The organism is Deltaproteobacteria bacterium (genome assembly GCA_019912665.1).
Lineage (GTDB): Bacteria > Desulfobacterota > GWC2-55-46 > GWC2-55-46 > GWC2-55-46 > UBA5799.
Genome location: JAIOIE010000006.1, coordinates 188,626 through 212,101 on the forward strand (window position 1 = coordinate 188,626; position 23,476 = coordinate 212,101).

Sequence of the window (23,476 nt, forward strand, 5' to 3'; positions counted from 1 at the left end):
ATGGGCTCCGCCGATAAGATGAAATCGCACTGCATCCGCCAAAATTACCATGCCCCATTTGGTTTGACAAGCGGCATCTTTAGGGTTAAGATTTAGCAAGCCTTCATACTTATTATTACTTAATAATTGCGTCCGGCGGGTTTCGCCGGCAAGTCCCGGTCGAGGGCTGAATCCCAAAGATTCCTCGTCGCAAACGGCTGCCCCGAGCGCGGACTCCCCCGGAAAGGGACAAGCTTCCGATGAAAAAACTTAGATGCCATTGCTGCGGCAGGGAACTGCCCAAAGGCAATCTCAAATATATACTCGAAATAAGGAGCTTTGCTGATTTCGACGGCTACCTTGAGGACTTCGAGGGGGATGTCGAGGAGGGCATAAACGACCTCCTTGACGCCATGGAGAGCATGGACCCCAAGGCCCTCGAAGAGGACGTCTCAAAAGAGCTCATCTTCATACTTTGCAAGTCCTGCCGCGACAGGTTCACGAGCGACCCGTTCCAGACCGGCAAGGCCGTGTTCGAGGGAGAGGATATCAAGGGCACAATACACTGAGGCCGCTAAAAACAGACGGCCTTATCTCCAGGCCGCGCCGGCCCCCGCCCGTAAGCCATGCTTTACGCCGTAATCTCCGATATCCACTCGAACCTGGAAGCCCTGACCGCCTTCCTTGGCGAAGCCGAACGCCTCCGCGTAGACAAGATCATCTGCCTCGGCGACATCGTCGGCTACAACGCAAACCCCAATGAATGCATAGAGCTTCTGAGGGAGAGGGGAGCCGTTTGCGTCATCGGCAATCACGACTCGAGGGTGGCCGGGTTCGAAGAGCCGTACAACTTCAACTACCACGCGGCGGCTGCCGTGTACTGGACGAGGGATGCCATAAAACCGGAGAACCTCGAATTCCTGAGGGGGCTTCCCAAAAGTTTCACTGTCAAGGGGCGGTTTACGGCCGTCCACGGCTGGGTAAACGATATCGACAGGTACATAATGGGGGCAAGGGACGCTGAGAGGAATTTCGAGCTCATGGAGAGCCTTGGCGCGCCGGATATCTGCTTCTTTGGGCATACGCACGTTCCGGCCGCCTACTCGGAGAAGGACGGAGAGGCGGTACTTCTCCATGAGAATCCCCTGAAGCTCGGCAAAGGCGCCAGGTATCTCATAAACCCTGGCGGGCTCGGCCAGCCCCGCGACCGAGACCCCAGGGCCGCATTCCTGGTATTCGACTCGAGGAAAAACCAGGCGGTTTTCCACAGGGTCGAGTACGACATCCGCTCCGCCTCGGAAAAGGTCCTTCGGGCCGGTCTTCCTGACAGGCTCGCCGAAAGGCTCAAGCTCGGGTGGTGAAACCCGTTATTGCCCGGGTACATGGAAGCGCTCTATCATCAACATCGGCATATCTCGAAAAAGACTAAAGGCCATCCACTCTCCAACCGAAATCAAGACTGATACCATCCATATTTATTTGAATCCTGTTCCTGGGCGTGCATCTCAAGATGCCCGGCTGGCTATTACTCGAAAACCCTGTTTTTTCAAGCGCTTATAGGCAATTCTTAATGTAATTACTTCCGTTCTCGGGGGCGTGGATGTTCAGAAAGATACCGATGGACGAGCTTAAAAAGGGGATGAAGCTCTGCGCCCTTGAAAAAGACGATACCGGCAGGCCGTCTTTTTTCATGAACTCGCTCCTGGTTAGAAGCGATGCCGACATAGAAACCTTCCGGGGCAGGGGGTACGGCATTGCCTATGTTATACCGGACGATTGCGCAGCAGGACCGGCCGGAGAGCCTGACCCTCAGGATGCGGCGCATCCCGTTCTGGACGCGGGCGCAGCGCTTCCGGAGGCCGTGGAATTCGAAGAGGAGATATACAGGGCAGCCTCCCTCAAGGACGAGGCCATAGCCCATGTGATGGGCTTCCTTACAGACATCAGGGCCGGAAGGAGCATTGATGCGGAGGCCTTCGGCCTGATCGTCGTCAGGATGATAGACAGCATATTCAGAAACCCCGAGGCCCTGACCTGCCTCGCGTGGCTGAGGGACAACGACGACTGCACATTCCGGCATTCCCTCAATTCCTGCATACTGTCGATTGCCCTTGGCAGCGAGCTGGGCTTTAACAGGGAAAAGCTAATCGAGCTCGGCATGGCGGCGGTCCTCCATGACATAGGAAAGCTCCTTGTCCCAGGAGCCCTGCTTAAGAAAACAGGGCGGTACACTGAAAGCGAACTCGCTCAGATGCAGAGGCATTCCGAGCTTGGCGCCGACCTGCTCCACAAGACCGACGGCATAAAGCGCTCCTCGATAATCACTGCGCGCCAGCACCATGAGAGGATGGACGGCAAGGGATATCCTGAAGGGCTCTCAGGCACGCGCATACACGAGTTCGGGCGCATAGTCAGCGTTGCCGAAGGCTACGAAGCAATGACTTCGGAGAGGGCTTACAGGAAGAGCTTCACGCCGCACGAGGCCCTGCAGGTAATGTCCTTCGGGAATAACTCCGTCTACGACGCCCGCTTCCTGCAGGGCTTTATCCGGTGCGTAGGCATATATCCGATAGGAAGCGTGGTTGAGCTCTCAACAGGGGAGATAGCCGTTGTTAAATCGAACGACCGCGAAGACCCGCTAAAACCCGCAGTGCTGGTCGTATTGAACAGGAACGGCCAGTCCCTCGCGCCCCCTGTGGAGTTGGCCCTTTCTGAATGTAAAGGCCTCTGCATAAAAGGCTCTGCAAGCCCGGGAAAGTACGGCATTGACACGAACAGGTTCATCCTCGGGGAGCACGGCCGTCCCCTCGCATGAAGTCCTGCCTCCTAAGGGCCGGGTATCAGGGCGCCTACTGGCCCGCGGCAAAACCGAGCCGCTCTATCTCCCTGAACCTCTCGACCCTTTTCCTTGCGAACTCCTTCTGCCTTTCGTACCGGGATGGCGCGTTCCTTGAGAAGATATCGTAATAATATACGGCCTGGTCGAAGCGGCCTGTCTTCTCAAGATTGAGCGATATGTTATAGTAGGCTTCGATGTTGCCGGGGTCGAGCGCTATCGCCTTTTTGTATTCCTCTATGGCCTCAACGGGCCTCTCCAGAAGCATGTAGCAGTTCCCGAGGTTGTTGTGCGGCCTGGATTTCATCGGTGATTTCATTGCAACGTCCAGCCACATCGAGAGCTTCGTCCGCCATACCTCATTTCTCTCGTATGTAAGCCCTGAAAGCAGGAGCATGAGGACGAGGGCACCTGAAATCGCCAAGGCCCGGCCGCGGGCAGGCCGCCTTTTCCATGCCCATGAAAGCCCGGCCCACATCGTATCCGAAAAGATGAAAAAAACGCCTGCCGAGGCGAGATAGACCCTGTGCTCGAATACCGGGTCTACCAGGGGGATTATGCTCGAAGTGGGCGCGAGTATGATAAAGAACCAGAGTATGAAGAACGAGGAGGCCCGCGCCCTCCTTAAGAGGAATAGGGCGGAGACGAAAAGCGAAAGAAGGAACAGGAATGAAAGGAGTGTGTCAATTTCAAAAAGGCTCCTGCTTATCCTGAAATCGTAATCGAGGTTCTGCCAGGCAGGGAGGAATAGGAGCCTTATGTAGGTTACGATCGCCCTGAACTGGGTTAAAAGGTATTCCCAGGGCGTGAAGCCCTGGACAGAGAAGCCGGCGTCGGCTCCCTTGAGCCCCTTTATGATGATCAACCCGGCAACTGCCGCAAGGGCCAGGAATATCAAAGGCCCGGCCATCCTTTTCAGGGAGGGCTTTTCGTTAAGGAAATAAAAATCATAGAGCATTATCATGAGCGGCAGAGTTATTGCGCTTTGCTTGCTGCCGAGCGCCAGTATTCCCGCGGCTACGGACAAAGCATAGAAGGTGTATCTCCGAGGCACTCCGGCTGCCTGCCGCGCCTTTATGAACGCGATGAGGGAGGCGAGGTAGAATAGCGAAGCGAGCGATTCATACCTCTGCGATATATAGCTTACGGACTCGGTCTGGACCGGATGGAGGAGGAATATGGCAGAGGTGAGAAAGGCTATGAAAAGGGAGCGGTTTTCATCGTAAAGTAGCCCTGGCGAGCGCGCGGTCAATAACGCCAGATAAAAGACCAGGAGTCCGCATATGGCGTGAACGGCGAAGTTGGTTACGTGGTAGGGCAGAACGTCGAGGCCCCAGAAATAATAATTTACGGAGAAGGTGAAGGTCGCTACCGGGCGGATGCCGTCAACGAAGGATTTCGCCAAGGTCAGACCACGGAAATTACCGATATCCGTGACATAGGGGTTTTCCGCCACGGTGCCGTCGTCGTCGAACTGGAATTCGCCGGTAAAGGTGTTCGAATAGGCGAGTACTGAGAGGATTAAGGCAATTGCGAGGAGTATCGCAACGCGGGTTCTTCCGAACGTCGTCATCTCAAAACCGTTCCCACCATGGACGCTCAACGCGGGCCGACAGGCCCCGAATGATAAGGATGAGCCGGACTACCCGCCTATGAGGCTCATCGTCCTGCTGCATTTTTTGAAGATGTTCTCGTTTATCGCGTGCCCCTTGGGCTTTTCCCGGACGGCGGCAAGGAATATCCTTTCGATGGCCTCGTCCGTTGAGCCGTCCCGAAGCGGGGTGCGGAGGTCCGCTTCGGTATCCGAGAAGAGGCAGGTCCTGAGCTTCCCGTCAGAGGTAAGGCGGAGACGGTTGCAGGAGCCGCAGAAGTGCTCCGATACCGGGCTTATGAGGCCTATTTCACCGGGAGCGCCCTTGAACCTGAACCTCCTCGCAGGCCCTGCGCCGTCTTTGGAGTCGATGACGGGCTCCAGCGGTCCGAGCGCGGCCTCTATGCGCTCCTTTATCTCCCTGGCGGTCAGGCACTTCTCCCTCTGCCAGCCCTCCTGGGTGTTGAAGGGCATGTACTCGATATACCTTACATGGTAGGGCTTCTCCTTCGAGATTAGGGCGAAATCTATTATCTCGTCGTCGTTGAATCCCTTTATGACGACCATATTTATCTTGACCGGGGTAAGCCCGGCCTTCTGGGCCTCATCGAGGCCTTCGAGCACCTCCGAGAGCCTGTCGCCGCGGGTCATGGCAGCGAACCTTTCGCGCTTCAATGAATCGAGGCTCACATTGACCCGCCTGAGCCCGGCCTCCCTGAGCCTCCTGGCGTATTCCTTGAGGAGCACGCCGTTAGTCGTAAGGCTCAGGTCTTCTATGCCCGGTATTGAGGCGAGGTCCTTGAGGAAATCGATGATGCCTTTCCTTACGAGCGGCTCCCCGCCTGTTACCCTGACCTTAGTAACGCCGCCCCTAGCCGCAATCCTCGCAAGCCTCAATATCTCCTCATACCTCAGGATGTGCTCGGGCTCGGCTAGGTCTATGCCTTCCGGCGGCATGCAGTAGACGCAGCGGAGGTTGCAGCGGTCAGTGACCGAAATCCGGAGGTACTCAATACTACGCCCGTATGCGTCGACAAGTGGCATCATAAAAACTCAGTCCAGGAACTCGGTTTCATCGGGCCTGGTCCTGGGGGCCGGGGCCTGGTCCGTGTCTATCATGAAGAAGTCCGAGGGCCCGCCGATGTTCCGGGCGGGCGATAACTCTATCGGCGCCGTCCCGGCCTTGAAGACCTCGAAGACGGCGTCCTTTGTGGAATCGTTGGCCAGGAGGCCCGTCGCCGGGTCGATCCGGGCGAATTCCAGGCCCTCAGGGACCGGGAACCCGTTCGCCGGGGTCCCTGCAATCGCCTCGGACATGAAGCTCAGCCAAATGGGGAGAGCGGCCCTGGAGCCCGTCTCTCTCGTTCCGAGGGGCTTTTCATCATCATACCCCACCCAGGCCCCTGCCGCAAGCCCCGGCACATAGCCTATGAACCATGCGTCGTTCAGGTTGTTGGTAGTGCCGGTCTTTCCGGCGACGGGCCGCCCTAGGGCCCGGGCCCTCATGCCGGTTCCGGACTCGACGACCCCCTGGAGGAGGCTCGTCATGATATACGCCGTCTGCGGGCTGATGACCGACGTCGAAAAAGCCCCTGTCTCCTCGAGTACGCGGCCCGTCCGGTCAACGACCCTTGTAACGAGCAAGGGGGCAGGCTTTACGCCGAGGTTCGCGAGGGTCGAGAAGGCGACAGTCAGTTCCTGGAGCGTAACCGCGGATGAGCCGAGAGCCAGCGAAAGGTCGCCCGCAAGCGGCGAGTTTATGCCCAGGAGCCTTGCGTAATTGAGCGCCTGCTTTACGCCCATCTGCTTGAGCACCTTGATGGTTATTACGTTCCTGGACCTCGCTATGGCCTCCCTGATGGTAGTCGGGCCGTAGAACTGCTCGTCATAGTTCCTGGGCCTCCAGGAGTCCTCCCTTTCAGTGTCCTCGAATACGACAGGGGAGTCCATTACGATGCTCGCGGGAGTAAGGCCGCTGTCCATTGCAGCCGTGTATATAATGGGCTTGAAGGCCGAGCCCGGCTGCCTCATGGCCTGCATGGCCCTGTTGAACTGGCTCTTGGAGTAATCGAAGCCGCCGACCATCGCCTTGACGGCCCCGGTCTCCGGCTCCATTGCGAGGAGCGCGGCCTGCGCAAGCGGCTCCTGTTCGAGCCTGAGCTCAAGGGGGGCAGCCGCGCTCTCCGGCATCGCCTTTACCGCGACCTGCACGACGTCTCCGGCCTTGAGTATCTTCCGGAGGTCCTCCTGCCTTCCGCCGTCAGGCTCGCGGGTGGGGTTATAGAGCCTTGCCCATTGCATGTCCTCAGCCGAGATGACGCCGGGCTTTCCGCCTATGTCGACCGAGAGGCTCCGGTCCCTGCCGCTGAACGACTTGACCACGGCAAGATAGTATTTCCCGGGCCCGGGCTGGTCGTGTAAGAGCTTCTTTTCCATTTCCTTCCTGAAGGCCTCGGCTTCCTCTTTTGTCTTGAGCGTTTTAACAGGGCCCCTGAACCCGCGCCGCTTGTCGTGCTCGCGGAGCCCCAGGTCCACCGCCCTGTTCGCGGCCCTCTGCATCTCGACGTCAAGGGTCGTATGCACCTCGAGGCCGCCCCTGTAAAGGAGCTCTGCCCCGTACTTCGCCTCCAGGTGTTTCCTGACCTCCTCCGTGAAATAGGGGCCCACCCAAAGGCTTTCAGAGCGCCTCGGCACGAGCTTGAGCCCCTCGGCATAGGCCCTGTCCGCCTCGCTCCGCGTGAGGTAATTCGTTTCGACCATCCTGTCGAGGACGTATTCCTGCCTTTTCCGGGCAAGCTCCATGCTCTCGTATGGCGAATACTTGCTTGGCGCCTTGGGAAGCCCGGCGAGGAGGGCCGACTCGGCAAGCGTAAGCTCGCTTACGTCCTTGCCGAAGTAGGCCTCGGAAGCGGCCTGGATGCCGTAAGCGCCGCTCCCCAGGTATATCTGGTTCAGGTAGAGATGGAGTATCTCCTGCTTATTGAGGTTTTTTTCTATCCTGAAGGCCATTATGGCCTCGCGGACCTTCCTCGAGATCGTCTTCTCCGAGGAGAGAAAGAAGCTCTTCGCGACCTGCTGGGTTATGGTGGAGCCGCCCTGGACGACCCGGCCGGCCTGGAGGTTCTTAAGGAATGCCCTGAATATGCTCGAGTAGCTTATGCCCTCGTGCTCGTAGAACCCGGCGTCCTCGGCGGCTATGAAGGCGTTTATGAGGTGGGCCGGAACCCGGTCGAGGTCTACTGCGACTCTCCGCTCTATATAGAACTCGCCTATGAGCCTGCCGTCATGCGAGAGGACCTTTGTCACCAGGTTGGGGTTATAGTCCTGGATGGTGTCGAGCGGCGGGAGGTCGCGGGTAAAGTACCAGTACGTCCCGAAGCCAAGGATTACCGCGGCCAGGACGAAATAGAGCGATTTCCTGAGGAACTTCATAGGAGAAAATAATAACAGAAAAGAGGGAAGGAAGGCAATCGCAATCACCCCGGCCGGGACGCCGTAACGGCCGCTTGAGCCTCAAGCGGCGCCCCTTGTCTATTGAAAAAGGGAGTTTATTGGGTTAAATTGTTACTATATGGTCAGGCTCGAGAACATATTGGAGAAGGTGGCTTCCTACAGCCCTAAGGCCGACCTGGAGCTCATAAAAAAGGCATACGTGGTCTCCGGCGTCCTGCATCAGGGGCAGATAAGGCAGTCAGGGGAGCCCTATCTCACGCACCCGCTTGAGGTGGCGAATATCCTCGCGGATATGAGGATGGACTCGCAGAGCGTCGCTACCGGGCTCCTCCACGACACGGTCGAGGACACTCACACCACCATCGAGAGGATAGACGAGCTTTTCGGCCCTGAAATAGCCGGCTTGGTGGACGGGCTTACAAAATTGAGCCGCATGACTTTCGAGAAGAAGGCCGACCACGAGGCCGAGAACTTCCGGAAGATGGTCCTGGCCATGGGCCGCGACATCAGGGTCATCCTCATAAAGCTCGCGGACCGGCTCCATAACATGAGGACGCTGGGGTCGCTCGACCCGGCCAAGCAGAGGAAGATAGCCCAGGAGACGCTCGATATATACGCGCCGCTCGCCAACCGACTCGGCATCGGGTGGATAAAGACCGAGCTCGAGGACCTTGCCTTCATGTACCTCGAGCCCGAGAGCTACGCCGACCTCAAAGAGAAGCTCGCGAGCGCCCTGAACATCAAAGAGAACTTCATCGAGACGGTGAAGGAGCAGATCGAGGCGAAGCTTAAGGAGAACGGCGTCGAGGGCGATGTGAGCGGCAGGCCGAAGCACCTGTTCAGCATCTACAAGAAGATGAAGGAACAGGACGTCGAATTCGACAGGATATACGACATAATGGCCTTCAGGGTGATCGTTAATACCCTGAAGGACTGCTACGGCGTCCTCGGCATCATACACTCCACATGGAAGCCCGTGCCCGGTAGGTTCAAGGACTATATCGCCATCCCCAAGCTCAACATGTACCAGTCCCTCCATACGACCGTCGTCGGCCCCTTTGGGGTGAGGATGGAGGTGCAGATACGGACCGAGGAGATGCACAGGATTGCCGAGTACGGCATCGCCGCCCACTGGAGGTACAAGGAGGGGAGGGAACCCGAGGGCAAGGACGACAAGAGCTTCGCGTGGCTCAGGCAGCTCCTTGAGTTCCAGATGGACTTGAAGGACTCGGACGAGTTCATGGACTCCCTCAAGGTCGGCCTCTTCCCGGAGGAGGTCTTCGTCTTTACGCCAAAGGGCGATATAAAGCAGTTCCCGCTCGGCGCTACCCCAGTGGATTTCGCTTACTCGGTCCATACCGACATAGGGAACACCTGCTCCGGCGCCAAGGTGAACGGCAAGATGGTGCCACTGAAATACAGGCTCCGGAACGGCGACATCGTCGAGATAATCACTTCCCAGAGCCACAACCCCTCGAAGGACTGGCTTAAGTTCGTCGTAAGCTCCAGGGCCAAGGCCAGGATACGGCAGTGGATAAAGACCGAGGAGAGGGCAAAGTCCATCGCCCTCGGGAAAGAGATACTGGATAAAGAGCTTACGCGCCACAGCCTCGAACCGGGGAAGTTCCTCAAATCCGAGGAGTTCGAGAAAATCGCCGCCGGGTTCGGCGTGCAGGGCGCCGAAAGCCTCCTTGCCTCCGTCGGCTATGGGAAGATATCGGCGAACCAGGTGCTCGGAAAGCTCCTGCCGCCCGAGAAGCTCCGCGACCGCCAGAAGTTCTCCTTCAGGAGGATGTTCGACAAGTGGAAGCCCGGGGAAAAGGACAGGAGCGCGATAATCGTGAGGGGCGTGGAGGACGTGCTGGTCCGTTTCGCCAAGTGCTGCAACCCTCTTCCCGGCGACGAGATAGAGGGCTACATCACTCACGGCCAGGGCGTTGCCATCCACGCGGTTGGCTGTCCCACCCTCCTTCATATCGACAGGGACAGGAGGATAGAGGTCGCGTGGGACCGGAAGATCAAGTCCATGAGGCCGGTCAGCATACAGGTGGTCTGCAGGAACGAGAAAGGGCTTTTGGCCGAGATGACGAACGCCATAAAGACCGCGGACGCCAACATATCGAGCGCGGACATAAGGACGAGCCAGGACAACAAGGCCGTTTGCACCTTCGAGGTGGAGGTGAGCGATTCGAACCACCTGAAGAACATCATATCCGCGCTCAAGAGCATAAAGAAGGTGACGAAGGTCGAAAGGATAAAGAGCGGAACCCCAAGGGAAGCAGAGGCTGAGAGCGTTCCCTGAGCCCCTTACGGTTCTTATGGAAATCAAATGCGGCGGCGTGGCGGGAAGGGATAACGGATGAAAAAAGAAGAAATAAAGACCGGGCAAGCGCCCGCGGCAATTGGCCCCTATTCACAGGGCGTAAGGGCAGGGGACCTCATCTTCGTCTCCGGGCAGATACCTATAGACCCGGCCACAGGGAATGCAGTCGCAGGCGGCATTGTGGCTGAAACCAGGCAGGTGCTCGAAAACCTAAAGGCTGTCCTCGAGGAGGCAGGCGCAGGGCTTAAGGACGTCGTAAAGACGACTGTGTACCTTTCAGACCTGGCCAGGTTCAACGAGATGAATACCGTTTACGGAGAGTTCTTTTCCAGGCCTTTTCCGGCCAGGGCGACAGTCGGGGTGAGCGCTCTTCCCAAGGGGGTCGGGGTGGAGATAGACGCGGTAGCGGTGGTCGGCAATAAGGTGAAATAAAAAAAAGCCTGCCGCATAGGCGGCAGGCCCTGTCAATAAGACGCGGTCGTCAGGCGGCCTTTACTACGGCCCCCGAGCGGATGCACCTGCTGCAGACCTTTATCTTCCTGACCCTGCCGTTATGGACGGCCTTTACGGGCTGGAGGTTGGGGTTCCATCTCCGCTTGGTCTTGTTATTCGCATGGCTTACGTTGTTGCCGAACGAAGGGCCCTTCCCGCATATCTCACATGTGCCTGCCATGTTATTACCTCCAAAAATGTTTGAATTAATATATTTATCATAAGAGAGCGGGTTTTGCAAGTTTTTTTTAGGCAGGTACATGGGTTAGAATGGCAATGGGCCGCGTCCTGGCCGGAAGCGCTATGAAAAGAAGGGGCACTATCATATTAATAGCCGTTATCGCGGCGTTTTCCGTGGTCACCTCGCTTTTCCTCGATTTTGTCGACGACACGAGGGCCTACAGGCAGGCAGGCACAGGGGCCGACGCGATAGTCGTACTTACCGGAGGGCGCGGGAGGACGGCCGAGGGATTGTCGCTTTTGAGGAAAGGGAAGGGGGCGGTTCTTATATTGAGCGGGGTCCACGCGGACGCGGACCTCGACTCCATATACCTGAACCAGGTGAACCTGGTCGAGCGCCCGAGCATAGTGCTTGAAAAATTCTCGAAGAGCACATATGAGAACGCCCTTGAGGTGAGAAGGATAATGGAGGAGAAGGGGCTTAAGTCCATGGTCCTTATAACCTCCGGCTATCACATAAAGAGGGCCCATTACACCTTCAGCAAGGTCATGCCTGACCTTCGGATAGAGCCTTACAGCGTATCTACTTCCAACTTCGAGATAGACAACTGGTACGGCGGAAAGGGGCTCGGCCTTCTAGCGATCGAGTTCATGAAATACTACTGGTACATGGGCAGGTTCGCCATCCTGGGAGAGCCGGGCCTTGCCAGGGCCGTCGCATCGAGGAGCGTGTAGCAGGCTGCTCAAAGCCCGCTTCAAGGCGTCGTCTTCATGCAGGTACTATAAAAGTACGCCTCATTCCTCACTTTCCGACTCCTTGCATCTTGAGCTTTTTGAGCAGCCTTATGTGATTTTGAGTTTTTCAGCAATCTGTTAGGACTAACAGGTACAACCATTACGGCGGCGCTTGAGCGAAGTCATTTCATCTCCGTGCCCCGCCGACCTCAATGGTTTGTTGACAAGGCAGGTTTTCCGGTTAGATTTGTATTATGGCTTTATGAAAGGGGGGCTGCCTATGCCCACGGTAGTGCATTTCGAGATCCCCGCCGACGACCCTGACAGGGCGCGGAGGTTCTATTACGACATGTTCGGCTGGCAGATCGAGAAGATACCCGGAATGGAATACTGGCTCATAAATACGACCGGCGAGCACCCCATAGACGGCGGCCTTATGCGGAGGGAAAGCCCGAAGCAGACGATCACCAACTACATTGACGTGAGCTCAATAGACGAATTCATGGAGAAGGCAAAGGCGCTCGGCGGGAAGACGCTGGTCTCGAAAAAGGCCGTGCCCGGAATGGGCTACTACGCCATATGCCTCGACACAGAGGGAAATACCTTCGGCATATGGGAGGACAGCAAGGAAGCGAGATGAGTGCCGGAAGGATAGAACCGGCAGAATAAGAAAGGCCCTGTCCGGATTCCGGACAGGGCCTTTTACCTGAGAAGGTTTGATTGATTTTCCTTTTTTGCCGCCATTGCGGGGAGTGAAACGACGAAGCAATCTCAAAGCACCTGATTTTCAAAGATTGCTTCCCGCCGCGCTTCGCTCGCGGCTTCGGCTCACACGCTCGCAATGACGAACAATGAATTAATCAATCTTCCCTGAAAATAGCGGCTTATATCTCCGTACTCTCGCCGGGCTTCATTATCCTCACCTCGACTGGCTTGCCTTCGAGCCCCTTCCTGAAGGCCTGCGGGTCCTGCCGTATGAGGTCGAATGTATTATAGTGCATAGGGACCGCGACCCTGGGCTTAAGGAACCCGACGGCCCTTATCGCGTCCTCGATCCCCATTGTGAAGTTGTCGCCTATGGGAAGGAGGGCGCAGTCTATGGAGTTCGTCTCGCCAATGAGGGCCATGTCCGTGAAAAGCCCGGTGTCGCCGGCATGATAGAGGGTCTTGCCGTCCATGCTCACTATGAAGCCGCAGGGATTTCCGGTGGCGCCGGCCTCGGTCGATGAGCCGTGGTGGGCTATGGTGAGCTTTACACTTCCGAATGGAAAAGAATGGCTTCCGCCTATGTGCATCGCATGGCCGGTTGCGCCCTTTGAAGTGCAGTAGTTCACGAGCTCGAAAGTGCCGATAATCGGGGCCTTGTTGGCCCTGGATATCTCTACCGCGTCGCCCAGGTGGTCGCCGTGGCCGTGCGTTACGAGCACCGCGTCGACCTTCACTTCCGACGGCTTTGCCTTTGCCGTCGGGTTGCCGCTAAGGAACGGATCGATTATGACGCTCTTTCCTTGAGCCTCCACTATGAAACACGAGTGCCCATGCCAGGTGACTTTCATACCGCGGCCTCCGCTTATCTTGGTGATTTTTTAGTCGGGTTAATTACAATCCGCGCGAGGGCGGCTGGTATCGAAGCAAGGGTGAAAGGGCCGCATGAAACCTAAAAACCAGTGAGCGTAAGCCCCTCCCGCTTAAGGAGCGAGGCGGTAACTCCAGTCCCGTTTACGCAAAGACTGTCCCTGCAGATGGTGCCGACCCCGCACGAGGGGCTTCTCTCCTTCAGGAAGGCCTCTTCCGAGCCGGTAATCTTGGCTATCTGAAGGACGTCCATGGCGCCCTTCATGAACTGTAGCGTGACGTCTGCACCGAACTCGTCAATGACCTTTGCAGAGCCGGTCAGGACAGCCGCCCCGTCGCCGTCGAGTATTTCGGATGCGGGGCGCGGGGTAGGCAAGCCCCCCAGCTGCTCCGGGCATACCGGGATTATCGTCCTCCCATCGAGCCGGGTTACGGCCTCGATGGAGTAGGCGTCCTTCCCGTCGTAGCGGGTCCGGAGGCCCAGAAGACAGGCGCTCACTATGACCGGTCCGTTGTACATCCCTTTAATCTTCTCCGGGATTTTCCATCGCCCCTGACGTCGCCTTACCGTTTCTTACGAAAACCCTCCTGCCCCTTACCTCGATTCTTCCTTCGCTATAGAGCTGTACGGCTCTCGGGTAGATCCTGTGCTCTTCCGCGAGTATCCGTTTTGATAGCGACTCGACCGTGTCCTCGTCCTTAACGGGCACGACCGCCTGGATTATTACGGGCCCCGTATCCACGCCGTCGTCAACGAAATGGACGGTGCAGCCCGAGAACTTGACACCGTACTCGAGAGCGGCCTTCTGCACCTCTAATCCCGGAAAGGCAGGAAGAAGCGAGGGATGTATGTTCATAACCTTCATGTGGAACGCGTCCAGGAGCACCCTGGTTATTATCCGCATGAAACCCGCAAGCACCACAAGCTCCACACCGTGCTCTCTTAAGACCCGGAGCACCTCGGAATCAAAGGCCTCTTTCTGGGGGAAGTCCTTGACCCTGACGACCGCGACAGGGATGTTGTGCTTCCTTGCGCGCTCGAGGGCATAGGCGTCGGGTTTGTTCGAGACGACCACCCTTACGGAGGCGTCGAGCCTTCCGGCCTCTATTTCGTCTATTATCGACTGGAGGTTCGTGCCGCTCCCGGATACGAGCACCCCTAAGTTGACCATTAAATCATACCCGCTTTTCCGGCGAATTCAACCCGGGGCGCGCCTTTGCTCCGGGCAATTTCGCCTATGGTCCAGGCCTTCTCGCCGAGTGCCGCAAGCTTCTTAAGCGCACGGGCCTCGTCTCCGGCCCTCACGATGATGACGAGCCCTATGCCGTTATTGAAGGTCCTGAACATCTCGCTCTCATCGACCGGGCCGCCATCCCTGAGGAGCCTGAATATGGAAGGCACGGGCCACGAGCCTTTTTCTATGACCGCGATAGTACCTTTCGGAAGCACCCTCGGTATGTTCTCGGTAAAGCCGCCGCCAGTTATGTGCGCCATTCCGAGGACCTCGCAGCCCTTCATGAGCTTCAAGACCGGCTTCACGTATATCCGGGTCGGCGCAAGGAGGGCGGTCCCGATATTGGTTTTAAAGCCCTTCGGCCTGTCGGTCACCTTGAGCCTGAGGGATTCGAAGATTACCTTCCTTGCGAGCGAATAGCCATTACTATGGAGGCCGCTCGAAGCAAGCCCGATTATCCTGTCTCCCGGCCTTATCCGGGAGCCGTCCACCATCTTTTTCCTCTCGACCACGCCGACCGCGAAGCCCGCGAGGTCATACTCTCCCGGCCTGTAAAGGCCCGGCATCTCGGCCGTCTCGCCCCCTATGAGGGCGCATCCGGCGAGCCTGCAGCCTTCCGCTATTCCCTTGACCACTTCCGCGCCCCTTTTTGCGTCGAGCCTGCCGGTTGCGAAGTAGTCGAGGAAGAAGAGCGGCTCTGCCCCGCTAACGAGTATGTCGTTCACGCTCATGGCAACGAGGTCGATGCCTATCGTGTCGTGCCTGTCCGCGGCAAAGGCCACCATGAGCTTGGTGCCTACCCCGTCGGTGGAGGATACCAGCACCGGGTCTTTCATGCCCCTGAACTTTCCCGAGAAAAGGGCGCCGAACCCGCCGATGTCTCCCATCACCTCTTTCCGGTAGGTCGAGCGCACCGAGGGCTTTATGAGAGTGACGAGCCTGCCGCCTTCGTCTATATTAACGCCGGCTTTCTTATAGGTAAGTTTTTTCATGCGCAATAGATTAATGCAAAGCCTTTTTGAAGTCAACGGGTATGCTATCCAAGTCCGCGCATAACCGTTTTCTTCGGCCCCGCCCAATCCCCCGGATTTTTAAAACCGCATGTTCGTATGGTGCACAAATCCATATGCGCCTTGCACATTAAGCTGTGCGTATATATTCAGGTAAGCAACAGGTCTTATCCGAATCCCGTTAATTGTATTAAATATTTTTTTACATCAATCGTTGGCACATCGGTTGCAATTCAAAACAATGCCTTACGGACTGTCGTCAGGCATCGGCCCGGCTCAAAAGGTTTGCAGTGAAAACACATAGTCATCACACTATCAGGGGGGAGGAAGAAGATGCGCATTACCGAGATCAAGGTGCTTCCGGTGGACGGGGATGAAAAGCTAAAGGCCTATGTGACTATCAAGCTCGACGACTGTTTCGTTGTGAGAGACATGAAGGTGATAAAAGGCAATACCGGGTATTTCGTGGCCATGCCCGCCAAGAAGATGAAGGACGGCACCTACAGGGACCTTGTCCATCCGCTGGATAAGCCCACAAGGCAGATGCTCGAGGAGCAGGTCATGAGCGAGTTTAATAAGGTGCTTGCGGAGGGAGATAGCGCCCAGGCCTTTTCCAATGCGGTCTGATGGGAGATATCTATTATAGTGCGGTCGCAATCGGGGCAATTGGCAGGATCACTCTGGTCCCATGGTCAGTTGAACAACTCGCGAGGTAAGATACGAGCCGTTGCCAGGGCAGCGGCTGCCAGGCTCTCAGGCAGGAGGGTCCCGCTCTCGGTCGCCTTCATTACGACGTACAGGTGCAATTTCACCTGCGAGTATTGCGACATATGGAGGCTCAGGGAAGAGGACCTCTCGACGAGAGACGCCCTCGGCATGATAGACGAGTTCTCGTCAATGGGGATGCAAAGCTTAAGCTTTACAGGCGGCGAGCCCCTTATGAGGGACGACCTCGGCGAGCTCATATCCCATGCCTCGGGCCGGGGCGTGAATACGGTAGTCTTCACCAACGGCTCTCTGGTCGAAAAGAGCATACGGAGCCTCAGGGGGCTCACGACGCTCGTTGTAAGCCTTGACGGCCCGCCCGGCGTACACGACAGATTGAGGATGGAAGGGACATACGGGGATGTCGTGGCCGGGATACGGGCCGCAAGGCGGGCCGGGCTCAGGGTCCTGACCAATACCGTACTGACAAGGGAGAATCTCGACCATATCCCCTGGATCGTGGATGAGGCGGCAAGGCTCGGTGTAGGGATGATGTTCCAGCCGGTCCTCCCTTATCCATTCTCCTCTATCGAGGCGAGGATAGGCGCAATCGCGCCGAAAGCGCCTGCTTACGCCGAAGCCCTGAGGAAACTCAGGGAGCTCAAGAGAAAGAAGAGACACATCGTCAACTCGTCCGAGTACCTTTCTCATATAAGCATACCTGCATGGGAAAGGAACAGCCGTAAATGCCTTGCAGGAAGGCTCTACTGCGCGGTCACGCCCGCGGGGGAGGTTGCGCCGTGCTACACGGTCTTCGGCTCGCGAAACTGGCCGAGCGGGCTTGATCTCGGTTTCGGCTCGGCATTCCGGGAAATAGGGGATTTCAGCTGCAACGGCTGTTACTCATCCCTTGCTGAGAGCGATTTCCTTTATTCGCTAAGGCCAGGCCCGCTCCTTCGGGCCGTGGTGTCGGGTATGCCCTGGGTCTCCTGATTCCCTGATACCAGTATTTACGTAAAACCCCTCCTTAACCCCGCTCTTTTTCCAATTCTCCTGAATCCTCCCCCTTTTTCATCCTGAACCCGCCCTCCGCTCGCCTTTCCTGGGAGCCGGGCCCTGCATTTGACGACCCAGGATTGTGGATTATACTTTTCAGGGGGCGCGCACGCCCCTGAATATTCAACCTCCTGATATTAAAAATCCGTAAAGAAAAAGAGAACAGTCCAAGGCGTTCGCATGGAGGTCTTCTTGTGAGAGTCGCTCTCGTACACGATTGGCTGACCGGCATGCGCGGCGGGGAAAAAGTCCTTGAAGTCTTCTGCGAGCTCTTCCCCTCGGCTGACCTCTATACCCTTTATCATGACCGGGGGTCTGTCTCCGGGGTCATCGAGGGCAGGCAGGTGAGGACCTCCTTCATACAGGGCCTCCCGTTCGCGCGTAGGGCATACAGGCGCTACCTGCCGCTCTTCCCGGCCGCAATCGAGGGGTTACGGCTTAAGGGCTACAGGCTCGTACTATCGACAAGCCACTGCGTCGCAAAGGGGGTATTGCCCCCGCCCGGCTCCCTGCATATCTCCTATATACACACTCCCATGAGGTATGTCTGGGACATGTACCACGAGTATTTCGGGCAAAAGAGGGGAGTGCTGGCGCTTGCGTACCGGTCCGTCGCTCATTACCTGAGGCTCTGGGACGCCGCGTCCAGCGCAAGAGTCGATCACTTCATAGCGAACTCCGCCAATGTCGCGGAGAAGGTCAGACGGCTTTACAGGAGGAGGGCGGATGTCATACACCCGCCCGTCGACTGCTCTAAATTCGCAATAGGCCGAAGGCCGGGAAATTATTACCTCATCATTTCCGCCTTTGCCCCATACAAGAGGATAGACCTGGCCATAGAGGCCTTCAATGCGTCGGGGAAAAAGCTCGTAATAGCCGGCTCGGGGCAGGAATGGAAGAGGCTCGTAAAATCGGCCCGGCCGAATATCGAGTTTCTGGGCTGGAAAACAGACGATGAGCTCAAAGGCCTGTATCAGGGATGCAGGGCCCTCATTTTTCCCGGGGAGGAGGACTTCGGGATAACGCCGCTTGAGGCCATGGCGTCAGGCAGGCCAGTTATAGCCTTTGGCAGGGGGGGCGCTATTGAAACCATCGTCCCGCCTGGCAGGGGGCGGAACGCGACCGGGGTCTTCTTCATGGAGCAGGCCCCGGCGGCGGTTAACGATGCCGTTGAGATATTCGAGAAGGCGGAGGGAATTTTCAGCCCGGAGGCCATAAGGGGCCATGCGCTCGCCTTTGACAGAACCGTCTTCAAGGAAAGAATCAGAAAGTATTTAGAATCGAAGCTGATCGAGTTCAGGGGCGGGAGGGGAAATGCTCAAAAAGCACAGTCAGCTCTTTGAGAGCCTCCTTCTCATATCAGACCTCGTCATAATCGCCTTCTCGTGGGCGCTGTCCTTCCATATCCGCTTTCATTCAGGGCTCTTAAGCGTGCCCAGGGGCGTGCCCGATTTCTTCGCTTACAGCCTTCTTCTTATACCCATAACGATAATCTGGGCGGTCGTCTTCAAGGTCTTCGGCCTGTACCGGCCCAAGAGGATAGGGACCCCCCTTTCCGAGGTGATTGACATCGGGAAGGCGTGCGGGATCTCCATGCTCATATTCATCGCGGTCACCTTTTTTGCCAAGCAGTACGAGTATTCGAGACTCGTCTTCGTCCTCTTTACAATCATAAATATCGGGGCATTGAGCCTTGGAAGGTTCGCGTTCAGGAAAGCGCTCCGGGCACTGAGGAGGAGGGGCTTTAACCTGCGGTACGCACTGATCGTCGGGACCGGCGGGCAGGCAAGGAGGCTTATTGAAACTATCGAGAACCACCCGGAAGTAGGCATTAAGGTAGAAGGGCTCGTCTCCCCGGAAGAGGGGCAGGCCGGGAGGCAGGTGTCCGGGGTAAGGGTTGTCGGGTCCATAGGCGACTTGAGGGAGCTTCTGGGGCTCAGGCGGATAGACATGGTCTTTATCGCGCTCGGCTGGGACCAGCACTCGAAGATGGCGGAAGCTGTCAAGTACATCGGGGACGAGGCCGTGGACATAAAGGTCATACCGGATATGGTGGAGTTCATGACCTTGAGGGGCGGGGTCGAGGAGTTCGAGGGCATGCCCATATTGAATCTTCAGAACTCGCCCCTTTACGGCTGGAACATCGTCCTTAAAAGGGGCTTTGACATCGTGCTCTCGGTCGCTGCCCTCGTAATCCTGTGGCCCGTCATGCTCACAATCGCCATGCTCGTAAGAGCTACGTCCCAGGGCCCCGTCCTCTACAGGCAGGAGAGGATGGGCATAGGCGGGCAGCCCTTCCAGATACTCAAGTTCAGGACCATGCGGACGGGGGCCGAGGACGATACGGGCGCGGTCTGGGCAAGGCGCGGAGACCCCAGGCGCACCATGCTCGGAAGGGTCTTGAGGGCCACGAGCCTTGACGAGCTTCCGCAGCTCATAAACGTCTTGAGGGGAGACATGTCGCTTGTAGGCCCGAGGCCCGAGAGGCCGGTCTTCATACACGAGTTCAGGAGGGAAATACCGCGGTACATGCTCAGGCACAAGATGAAGGCCGGCATCACCGGATGGGCACAGGTGAACGGCTGGAGGGGGCATACTGACCTTAAAAAAAGGATAGAGCATGACCTTTATTACATAGAGCACTGGTCTCTGGCCCTGGATTTCAAGATACTATTCCTCACCCTCTGGAAGGGGTTCGTAAACCGGAACGCCTACTGAGGGTGGAAGGCACTTTTTGCGTCCTTGACATGGTACCTGCCCGCGTTTATACTGACCTTACTCTATGATTTGACGAAGTTTTTCCAAAGCGACGGAGATGACGCGGCCGGTCGCAAAGAACGCGGAATACATCCCCGCAGACATCCGGAGGTTATCGACCACATGAATATCTGCGTAATCGGTACGGGCTATGTGGGCCTTGTGACCGGCACCTGCTTCGCCGACTTCGGTGTGAACGTCTCTTGCGTCGACAAGGACGCCGGGAAGATAGCGATGCTCAAGAAGGGGGAGATCCCGATCTTCGAGCCGGGCCTTAAGGAACTCGTAGACAAGAACATAAACGAGACGAGGCTGACCTTCACAACCGACCTTTCCGAGGCTATAAAGAAATCCCTCGTCATATTCATAGCAGTGGGCACGCCCCCAAAGGGGGACGGCTCGGCGGACCTCTGCTACATCGAGGAGGTGGCCCGCACCATCGCACAAAACCTCAACGGCTACAAGGTCATAGTCACCAAAAGCACGGTCCCTGTGGGCACCGGGAAGCTCATCGAGGGCATAATCGAGAAGGAGCAGGACGGGGAGCACAAGTTCGACGTGGTCTCGAACCCCGAGTTCCTGAGGGAAGGCTCCGCTGTCGAGGACTTCATGAGGCCAAACAGGGTGGTCCTCGGCGCCAGGAGCGAGCAGGCCATAGCCATAATGAAGGACCTCTACTCGCCGCTCTACCTCATCGAGACCCCCTTCGTCATAACCGACATCGAGACGTCCGAGCTTATCAAATACGCCTCGAACGCTTTCCTGGCCACCAAGGTCTCTTTCATAAACGAGGTGGCCAACATCTGCGAGCGCGTAGGCGCGGACGTAAAGATGGTCGCCAAGGGCATGGGCCTCGACAACCGAATAGGGCCCAAGTTCCTCCACGCCGGCCCTGGCTACGGCGGCTCCTGCTTCCCCAAGGACACCATGGCGATTACGAAGATAGCGCGCTCGCACGGCTATACCTTCAGGATAGTCGAGGCGGTAATCGAGGTGAACCGCGAGCAAAGGGACCGGATGATCGAGAAGATAAAGGGCCTTGCCGGGGAGCTTCCTGGCAAGCAGATAGGCATACTCGGCCTTGCCTTCAAGCCCAATACCGACGACATAAGGGAGTCGCCGGCAATGGACATAGCCGAAAGGCTCATGGCTGAAGGCGCTTCCATAAAGGCATACGATCCGGCGGCCATGGAGAACGCCGGAAAGTCCATGCGCGGGCCGGTCACCTTCTGCACCGACGCATACGAGGTCGCTGACGGGAGCGACGCGCTCGTGATACTTACCGAATGGAACCAGTTCAGGAAGCTCGACCTCAACAGGGTCAAGGGGCTCCTGAAGGCCCCGAAGATACTCGATTTGAGAAATGTGTACGACCCGTCGGCCATGCGGAAGATGGGGTTCGAGTACGTCTGCGTCGGAAGGGGCGAGAAGCACTCGGAGCTCTCGTTTGCGGGGCCCCTGAAGGCCCCGGCCGCAAAAGCCGATTAGCCCGGAATTATTATATTGACTAAGCCCGGCCGAAATTGTATATCTTTCAGATAGTGAAAAGGCGGCGGGTAGATAAAGCCGGGTACGCAACGGTCAGGGCTTTATTCTGGATAACCCTGCTTTCGTCTTTCGCGTACGGCGTGTATAAGCTCGCGCCTCCCTACATCGGGTACATGATGCTCAAGTCCGACGTCGGCGAGGAGGCGAAGTTCGCCCACATGCACACCGACGAGGCGCTGGCGGAACACATCCTTGCCAAGGCCGCGGCCTGGGACTTGCCGCTGGACGAAACCGGGCTTGTTATAGAGCGGGGACGGGAAAACATTTACATCTACGCCGAGTACACTGTCGTAGTTAATTTCCTGAACAGGTACGAAAAAGAATTTTTTTACAACATAGAGGTGCAGAGGCCGCTTAAGCAGCCCGGAGAGCCCCTGCACTAAACAAACCAAATAAACCCTTTTAATTTAATCCTGAGAGATTAAAAACGGGGAGATAGTGGCACAACACATAAAAAGAACCCTTTTGCCTCCGCGTCCGTTCCGGCGCGGAGGTATTTTTTTGTCCAGCCCGCGATGAAAAGGACCGTACTCGACGATAAGGCCATAGAAAGGGCCCTTGCCAGGATAGCCCACGAGGTAATCGAGAGGAACAAGGGCACCGAGGGGCTCGTCATCCTCGGAATACCCACGAGGGGGTACCACCTCGCGCTTCGGCTCCAGAAGAAGATCGAGGAGATAGAGGGGGTAACGCTCCCTGCCGGGGCCGTTGACGCGACGCTCTACAGGGACGACCTGGGGATAAAGAAGGACCAGCCCGCGCTCAAGAAAATGGAGATACCCATACCCATAGACGGTAAAAAGGTAGTGATGGTCGACGACGTCCTCTTTACCGGGAGGACCATAAGGGCGGCCATGAACGCGCTCATGGACTTCGGTCGGCCCCTTGCCATACAGCTTGCGGTCCTCGTGGACAGGGGGCACAGGGAGCTTCCCATAAAGGCCGACTACGTGGGAAAGAACCTGCCCACCTCGCAGAAGGAGGGGGTAAAGGTGCACCTTGCTGAAATAGACGGGGTAAACGAGGTCGTAATAGAGGCTCAGCAGTAGGACGAATATCCGTATGAAACTTAAAAGAAAAGACCTCTTGGGCATTGAGGGGCTCGACAAGGAAGAGCTTCTGCTCCTCCTCTCGACGGCCGAGTCGTTCAAGGAAGTATCCGAGAGGGAGATAAAGAAGGTTCCCACCCTGAGGGGCAAGACTATCATAAACCTCTTTTATGAGCCTTCCACTCGCACCCGGACCTCATTCGAGATAGCCGCCAAGCGCATGAGCGCTGACGCCGTGAACATATCGGTATCGACAAGCTCGGTTTCAAAGGGCGAGACCCTCAGGGACACGGCCATGAACCTCGGCGCCATGCGGCCTGACTGCATTGTCGTGAGGCATTCCTCATCCGGCACCCCCGAGATGCTCTCAAGGTATCTATCCTGCCCGGTCGTGAACGCCGGGGACGGGGCGCACGAGCATCCCAGCCAGGCGCTCCTCGACATGCTGACGGTCAGAGAGCGGAAGGGAGCGATAGAGGGGCTTAAAGTCTCCATAATTGGCGACATAGCGCATTCGAGGGTCGCGCGCTCGAATATCTACGGCTTCACGAAGATGGGGGCCGAGGTTACCGTCGCCGGCCCGCCGACCATGCTCCCCGTCGGCATAGAGAGGCTCGGCTGCAGGGCGACATCCAGCATGGAAGAGGCCATAAGGGGCGCTGACGTCATCATGATGCTAAGGATCCAGCTCGAACGCCAGAGCGAGTCGTTTTTTCCGAGCGCAAGGGAATACTCCAGGCTATACGGCCTTGACGAAACGAAGCTCAGGGGCGCGAAAGAAGGCGTTATCATCCTCCACCCGGGCCCCATAAACAGGGGGGTCGAGATATCGCCGGAGGTGGCGGACGGCCCGTATTCGGTGATACTGGACCAGGTGACCAACGGGGTCGCCGTGAGAATGGCGATATTCTATCTGCTTGTCGGCGGCGCAAGGGAAGAGCATCATTTCTGA

The 23,476-nt window shown here is 57.1% G+C and carries 23 protein-coding genes; 15 read left to right on the forward strand and 8 right to left on the reverse strand.

Translation table 11 applies throughout. The annotated features are described in order from the left end of the window. Positions 1-239: 239 nt before the first annotated feature. From K8I01_00960 to K8I01_00970, 3 genes are all read left to right on the forward strand, one after another. Entirely contained in the window at positions 240-548 is a 309-nt protein-coding gene (locus tag K8I01_00960) for a hypothetical protein (GenBank protein ID MBZ0218992.1), read from the forward strand. Positions 549-605: 57 nt separating this feature from the next. Continuing rightward, positions 606-1,340 (forward strand): metallophosphatase family protein, encoded by a 735-nt coding sequence (locus K8I01_00965; GenBank protein MBZ0218993.1) that lies wholly within the window; start codon positions 606-608, stop codon positions 1,338-1,340. 239 nt (positions 1,341-1,579) lie between these two features. After that, positions 1,580-2,794, forward strand: coding sequence for an HD-GYP domain-containing protein (locus tag K8I01_00970; protein MBZ0218994.1), 1,215 nt, complete (start codon positions 1,580-1,582; stop codon positions 2,792-2,794). 34 nt (positions 2,795-2,828) lie between these two features. Here K8I01_00970 and K8I01_00975 read toward each other — a convergent pair whose 3' ends face one another. The 3 genes from K8I01_00975 to K8I01_00985 all read right to left on the reverse strand — a co-directional run bounded on the left by K8I01_00975 (position 2,829) and on the right by K8I01_00985 (position 7,838). Next, entirely contained in the window at positions 2,829-4,388 is a 1,560-nt protein-coding gene (locus tag K8I01_00975) for a tetratricopeptide repeat protein (GenBank protein MBZ0218995.1), read from the reverse strand. A 69-nt stretch (positions 4,389-4,457) separates the two neighbouring features. Continuing rightward, entirely contained in the window at positions 4,458-5,450 is a 993-nt protein-coding gene (moaA, locus tag K8I01_00980) for a GTP 3',8-cyclase MoaA (protein ID MBZ0218996.1), read from the reverse strand. 9 nt (positions 5,451-5,459) lie between these two features. Next, positions 5,460-7,838: a PBP1A family penicillin-binding protein gene (locus K8I01_00985; protein ID MBZ0218997.1), complete on the reverse strand. Its 2,379-nt coding sequence runs from the start codon at positions 7,836-7,838 to the stop codon at positions 5,460-5,462. 139 nt (positions 7,839-7,977) lie between these two features. Here K8I01_00985 and K8I01_00990 point away from each other — a divergent pair, with 139 nt between their 5' ends. After that, positions 7,978-10,161 carry a bifunctional (p)ppGpp synthetase/guanosine-3',5'-bis(diphosphate) 3'-pyrophosphohydrolase gene (locus K8I01_00990; protein ID MBZ0218998.1) on the forward strand — a complete coding sequence of 728 codons (2,184 nt, stop codon included), beginning with the start codon at positions 7,978-7,980 and terminating at the stop codon, positions 10,159-10,161. A 57-nt stretch (positions 10,162-10,218) separates the two neighbouring features. Further along, positions 10,219-10,614, forward strand: coding sequence for a RidA family protein (locus K8I01_00995; protein MBZ0218999.1), 396 nt, complete (start codon positions 10,219-10,221; stop codon positions 10,612-10,614). Between the two features lie 49 nt (positions 10,615-10,663). Here K8I01_00995 and rpmB read toward each other — a convergent pair whose 3' ends face one another. Then, on the reverse strand, positions 10,664-10,855 hold the full coding sequence (gene rpmB, locus K8I01_01000; GenBank protein MBZ0219000.1) for a 50S ribosomal protein L28: 192 nt from the start codon (positions 10,853-10,855) through the stop codon (positions 10,664-10,666). A 122-nt stretch (positions 10,856-10,977) separates the two neighbouring features. Between rpmB and K8I01_01005 the strand changes: the two genes are divergently transcribed. Then, on the forward strand, positions 10,978-11,589 hold the full coding sequence (locus K8I01_01005; protein ID MBZ0219001.1) for a YdcF family protein: 612 nt from the start codon (positions 10,978-10,980) through the stop codon (positions 11,587-11,589). Positions 11,590-11,869: 280 nt separating this feature from the next. Next, a complete protein-coding gene (locus tag K8I01_01010) occupies positions 11,870-12,229 on the forward strand; it encodes a VOC family protein (GenBank protein ID MBZ0219002.1) in 360 nt (119 codons plus the stop codon). A gap of 244 nt (positions 12,230-12,473) precedes the next feature. Here the strand turns inward: K8I01_01010 and K8I01_01015 are convergent, their stop codons facing one another. The 4 genes from K8I01_01015 to purM all read right to left on the reverse strand — a co-directional run bounded on the left by K8I01_01015 (position 12,474) and on the right by purM (position 15,391). Next, positions 12,474-13,145, reverse strand: coding sequence for a metal-dependent hydrolase (locus tag K8I01_01015; protein MBZ0219003.1), 672 nt, complete (start codon positions 13,143-13,145; stop codon positions 12,474-12,476). 101 nt (positions 13,146-13,246) lie between these two features. After that, the gene (locus K8I01_01020) at positions 13,247-13,684 is read right to left on the reverse strand and encodes a DUF523 domain-containing protein (GenBank protein ID MBZ0219004.1); all 438 of its coding nucleotides are present in this window, start codon (positions 13,682-13,684) and stop codon (positions 13,247-13,249) included. A gap of 4 nt (positions 13,685-13,688) precedes the next feature. Next, positions 13,689-14,336, reverse strand: a complete 648-nt coding sequence (gene purN, locus K8I01_01025) for a phosphoribosylglycinamide formyltransferase (protein ID MBZ0219005.1) — start codon at positions 14,334-14,336, stop codon at positions 13,689-13,691. After that, positions 14,336-15,391, reverse strand: coding sequence for a phosphoribosylformylglycinamidine cyclo-ligase (purM, locus tag K8I01_01030; GenBank protein MBZ0219006.1), 1,056 nt, complete (start codon positions 15,389-15,391; stop codon positions 14,336-14,338). Before purM ends, purN begins: the two co-directional genes overlap by 1 nt. A 351-nt stretch (positions 15,392-15,742) precedes the next feature. On the opposite strand from purM, the gene spoVG reads away from it, so the two are divergent. From spoVG to K8I01_01070, 8 genes are all read left to right on the forward strand, one after another. Further along, positions 15,743-16,036, forward strand: a complete 294-nt coding sequence (spoVG, locus tag K8I01_01035; protein MBZ0219007.1) for a septation regulator SpoVG — start codon at positions 15,743-15,745, stop codon at positions 16,034-16,036. A 69-nt stretch (positions 16,037-16,105) separates the two neighbouring features. Then, a complete protein-coding gene (locus K8I01_01040; GenBank protein MBZ0219008.1) occupies positions 16,106-17,107 on the forward strand; it encodes a radical SAM protein in 1,002 nt (333 codons plus the stop codon). A gap of 293 nt (positions 17,108-17,400) precedes the next feature. Further along, complete coding sequence (locus K8I01_01045) at positions 17,401-18,513, forward strand: glycosyltransferase (GenBank protein MBZ0219009.1); 1,113 nt, start codon at positions 17,401-17,403, stop codon at positions 18,511-18,513. Further along, positions 18,485-19,888 carry an undecaprenyl-phosphate glucose phosphotransferase gene (locus K8I01_01050; protein MBZ0219010.1) on the forward strand — a complete coding sequence of 468 codons (1,404 nt, stop codon included), beginning with the start codon at positions 18,485-18,487 and terminating at the stop codon, positions 19,886-19,888. Before K8I01_01045 ends, K8I01_01050 begins: the two co-directional genes overlap by 29 nt. Positions 19,889-20,050: 162 nt before the next feature. Then, positions 20,051-21,415 (forward strand): UDP-glucose/GDP-mannose dehydrogenase family protein, encoded by a 1,365-nt coding sequence (locus tag K8I01_01055; GenBank protein ID MBZ0219011.1) that lies wholly within the window; start codon positions 20,051-20,053, stop codon positions 21,413-21,415. A 53-nt stretch (positions 21,416-21,468) separates the two neighbouring features. Continuing rightward, on the forward strand, positions 21,469-21,858 hold the full coding sequence (locus K8I01_01060) for a hypothetical protein (protein MBZ0219012.1): 390 nt from the start codon (positions 21,469-21,471) through the stop codon (positions 21,856-21,858). A gap of 132 nt (positions 21,859-21,990) precedes the next feature. Further along, positions 21,991-22,524: a bifunctional pyr operon transcriptional regulator/uracil phosphoribosyltransferase PyrR gene (gene pyrR / locus K8I01_01065; GenBank protein ID MBZ0219013.1), complete on the forward strand. Its 534-nt coding sequence runs from the start codon at positions 21,991-21,993 to the stop codon at positions 22,522-22,524. Positions 22,525-22,537: 13 nt separating this feature from the next. Beyond that, positions 22,538-23,476, forward strand: coding sequence for an aspartate carbamoyltransferase catalytic subunit (locus K8I01_01070; GenBank protein MBZ0219014.1), 939 nt, complete (start codon positions 22,538-22,540; stop codon positions 23,474-23,476).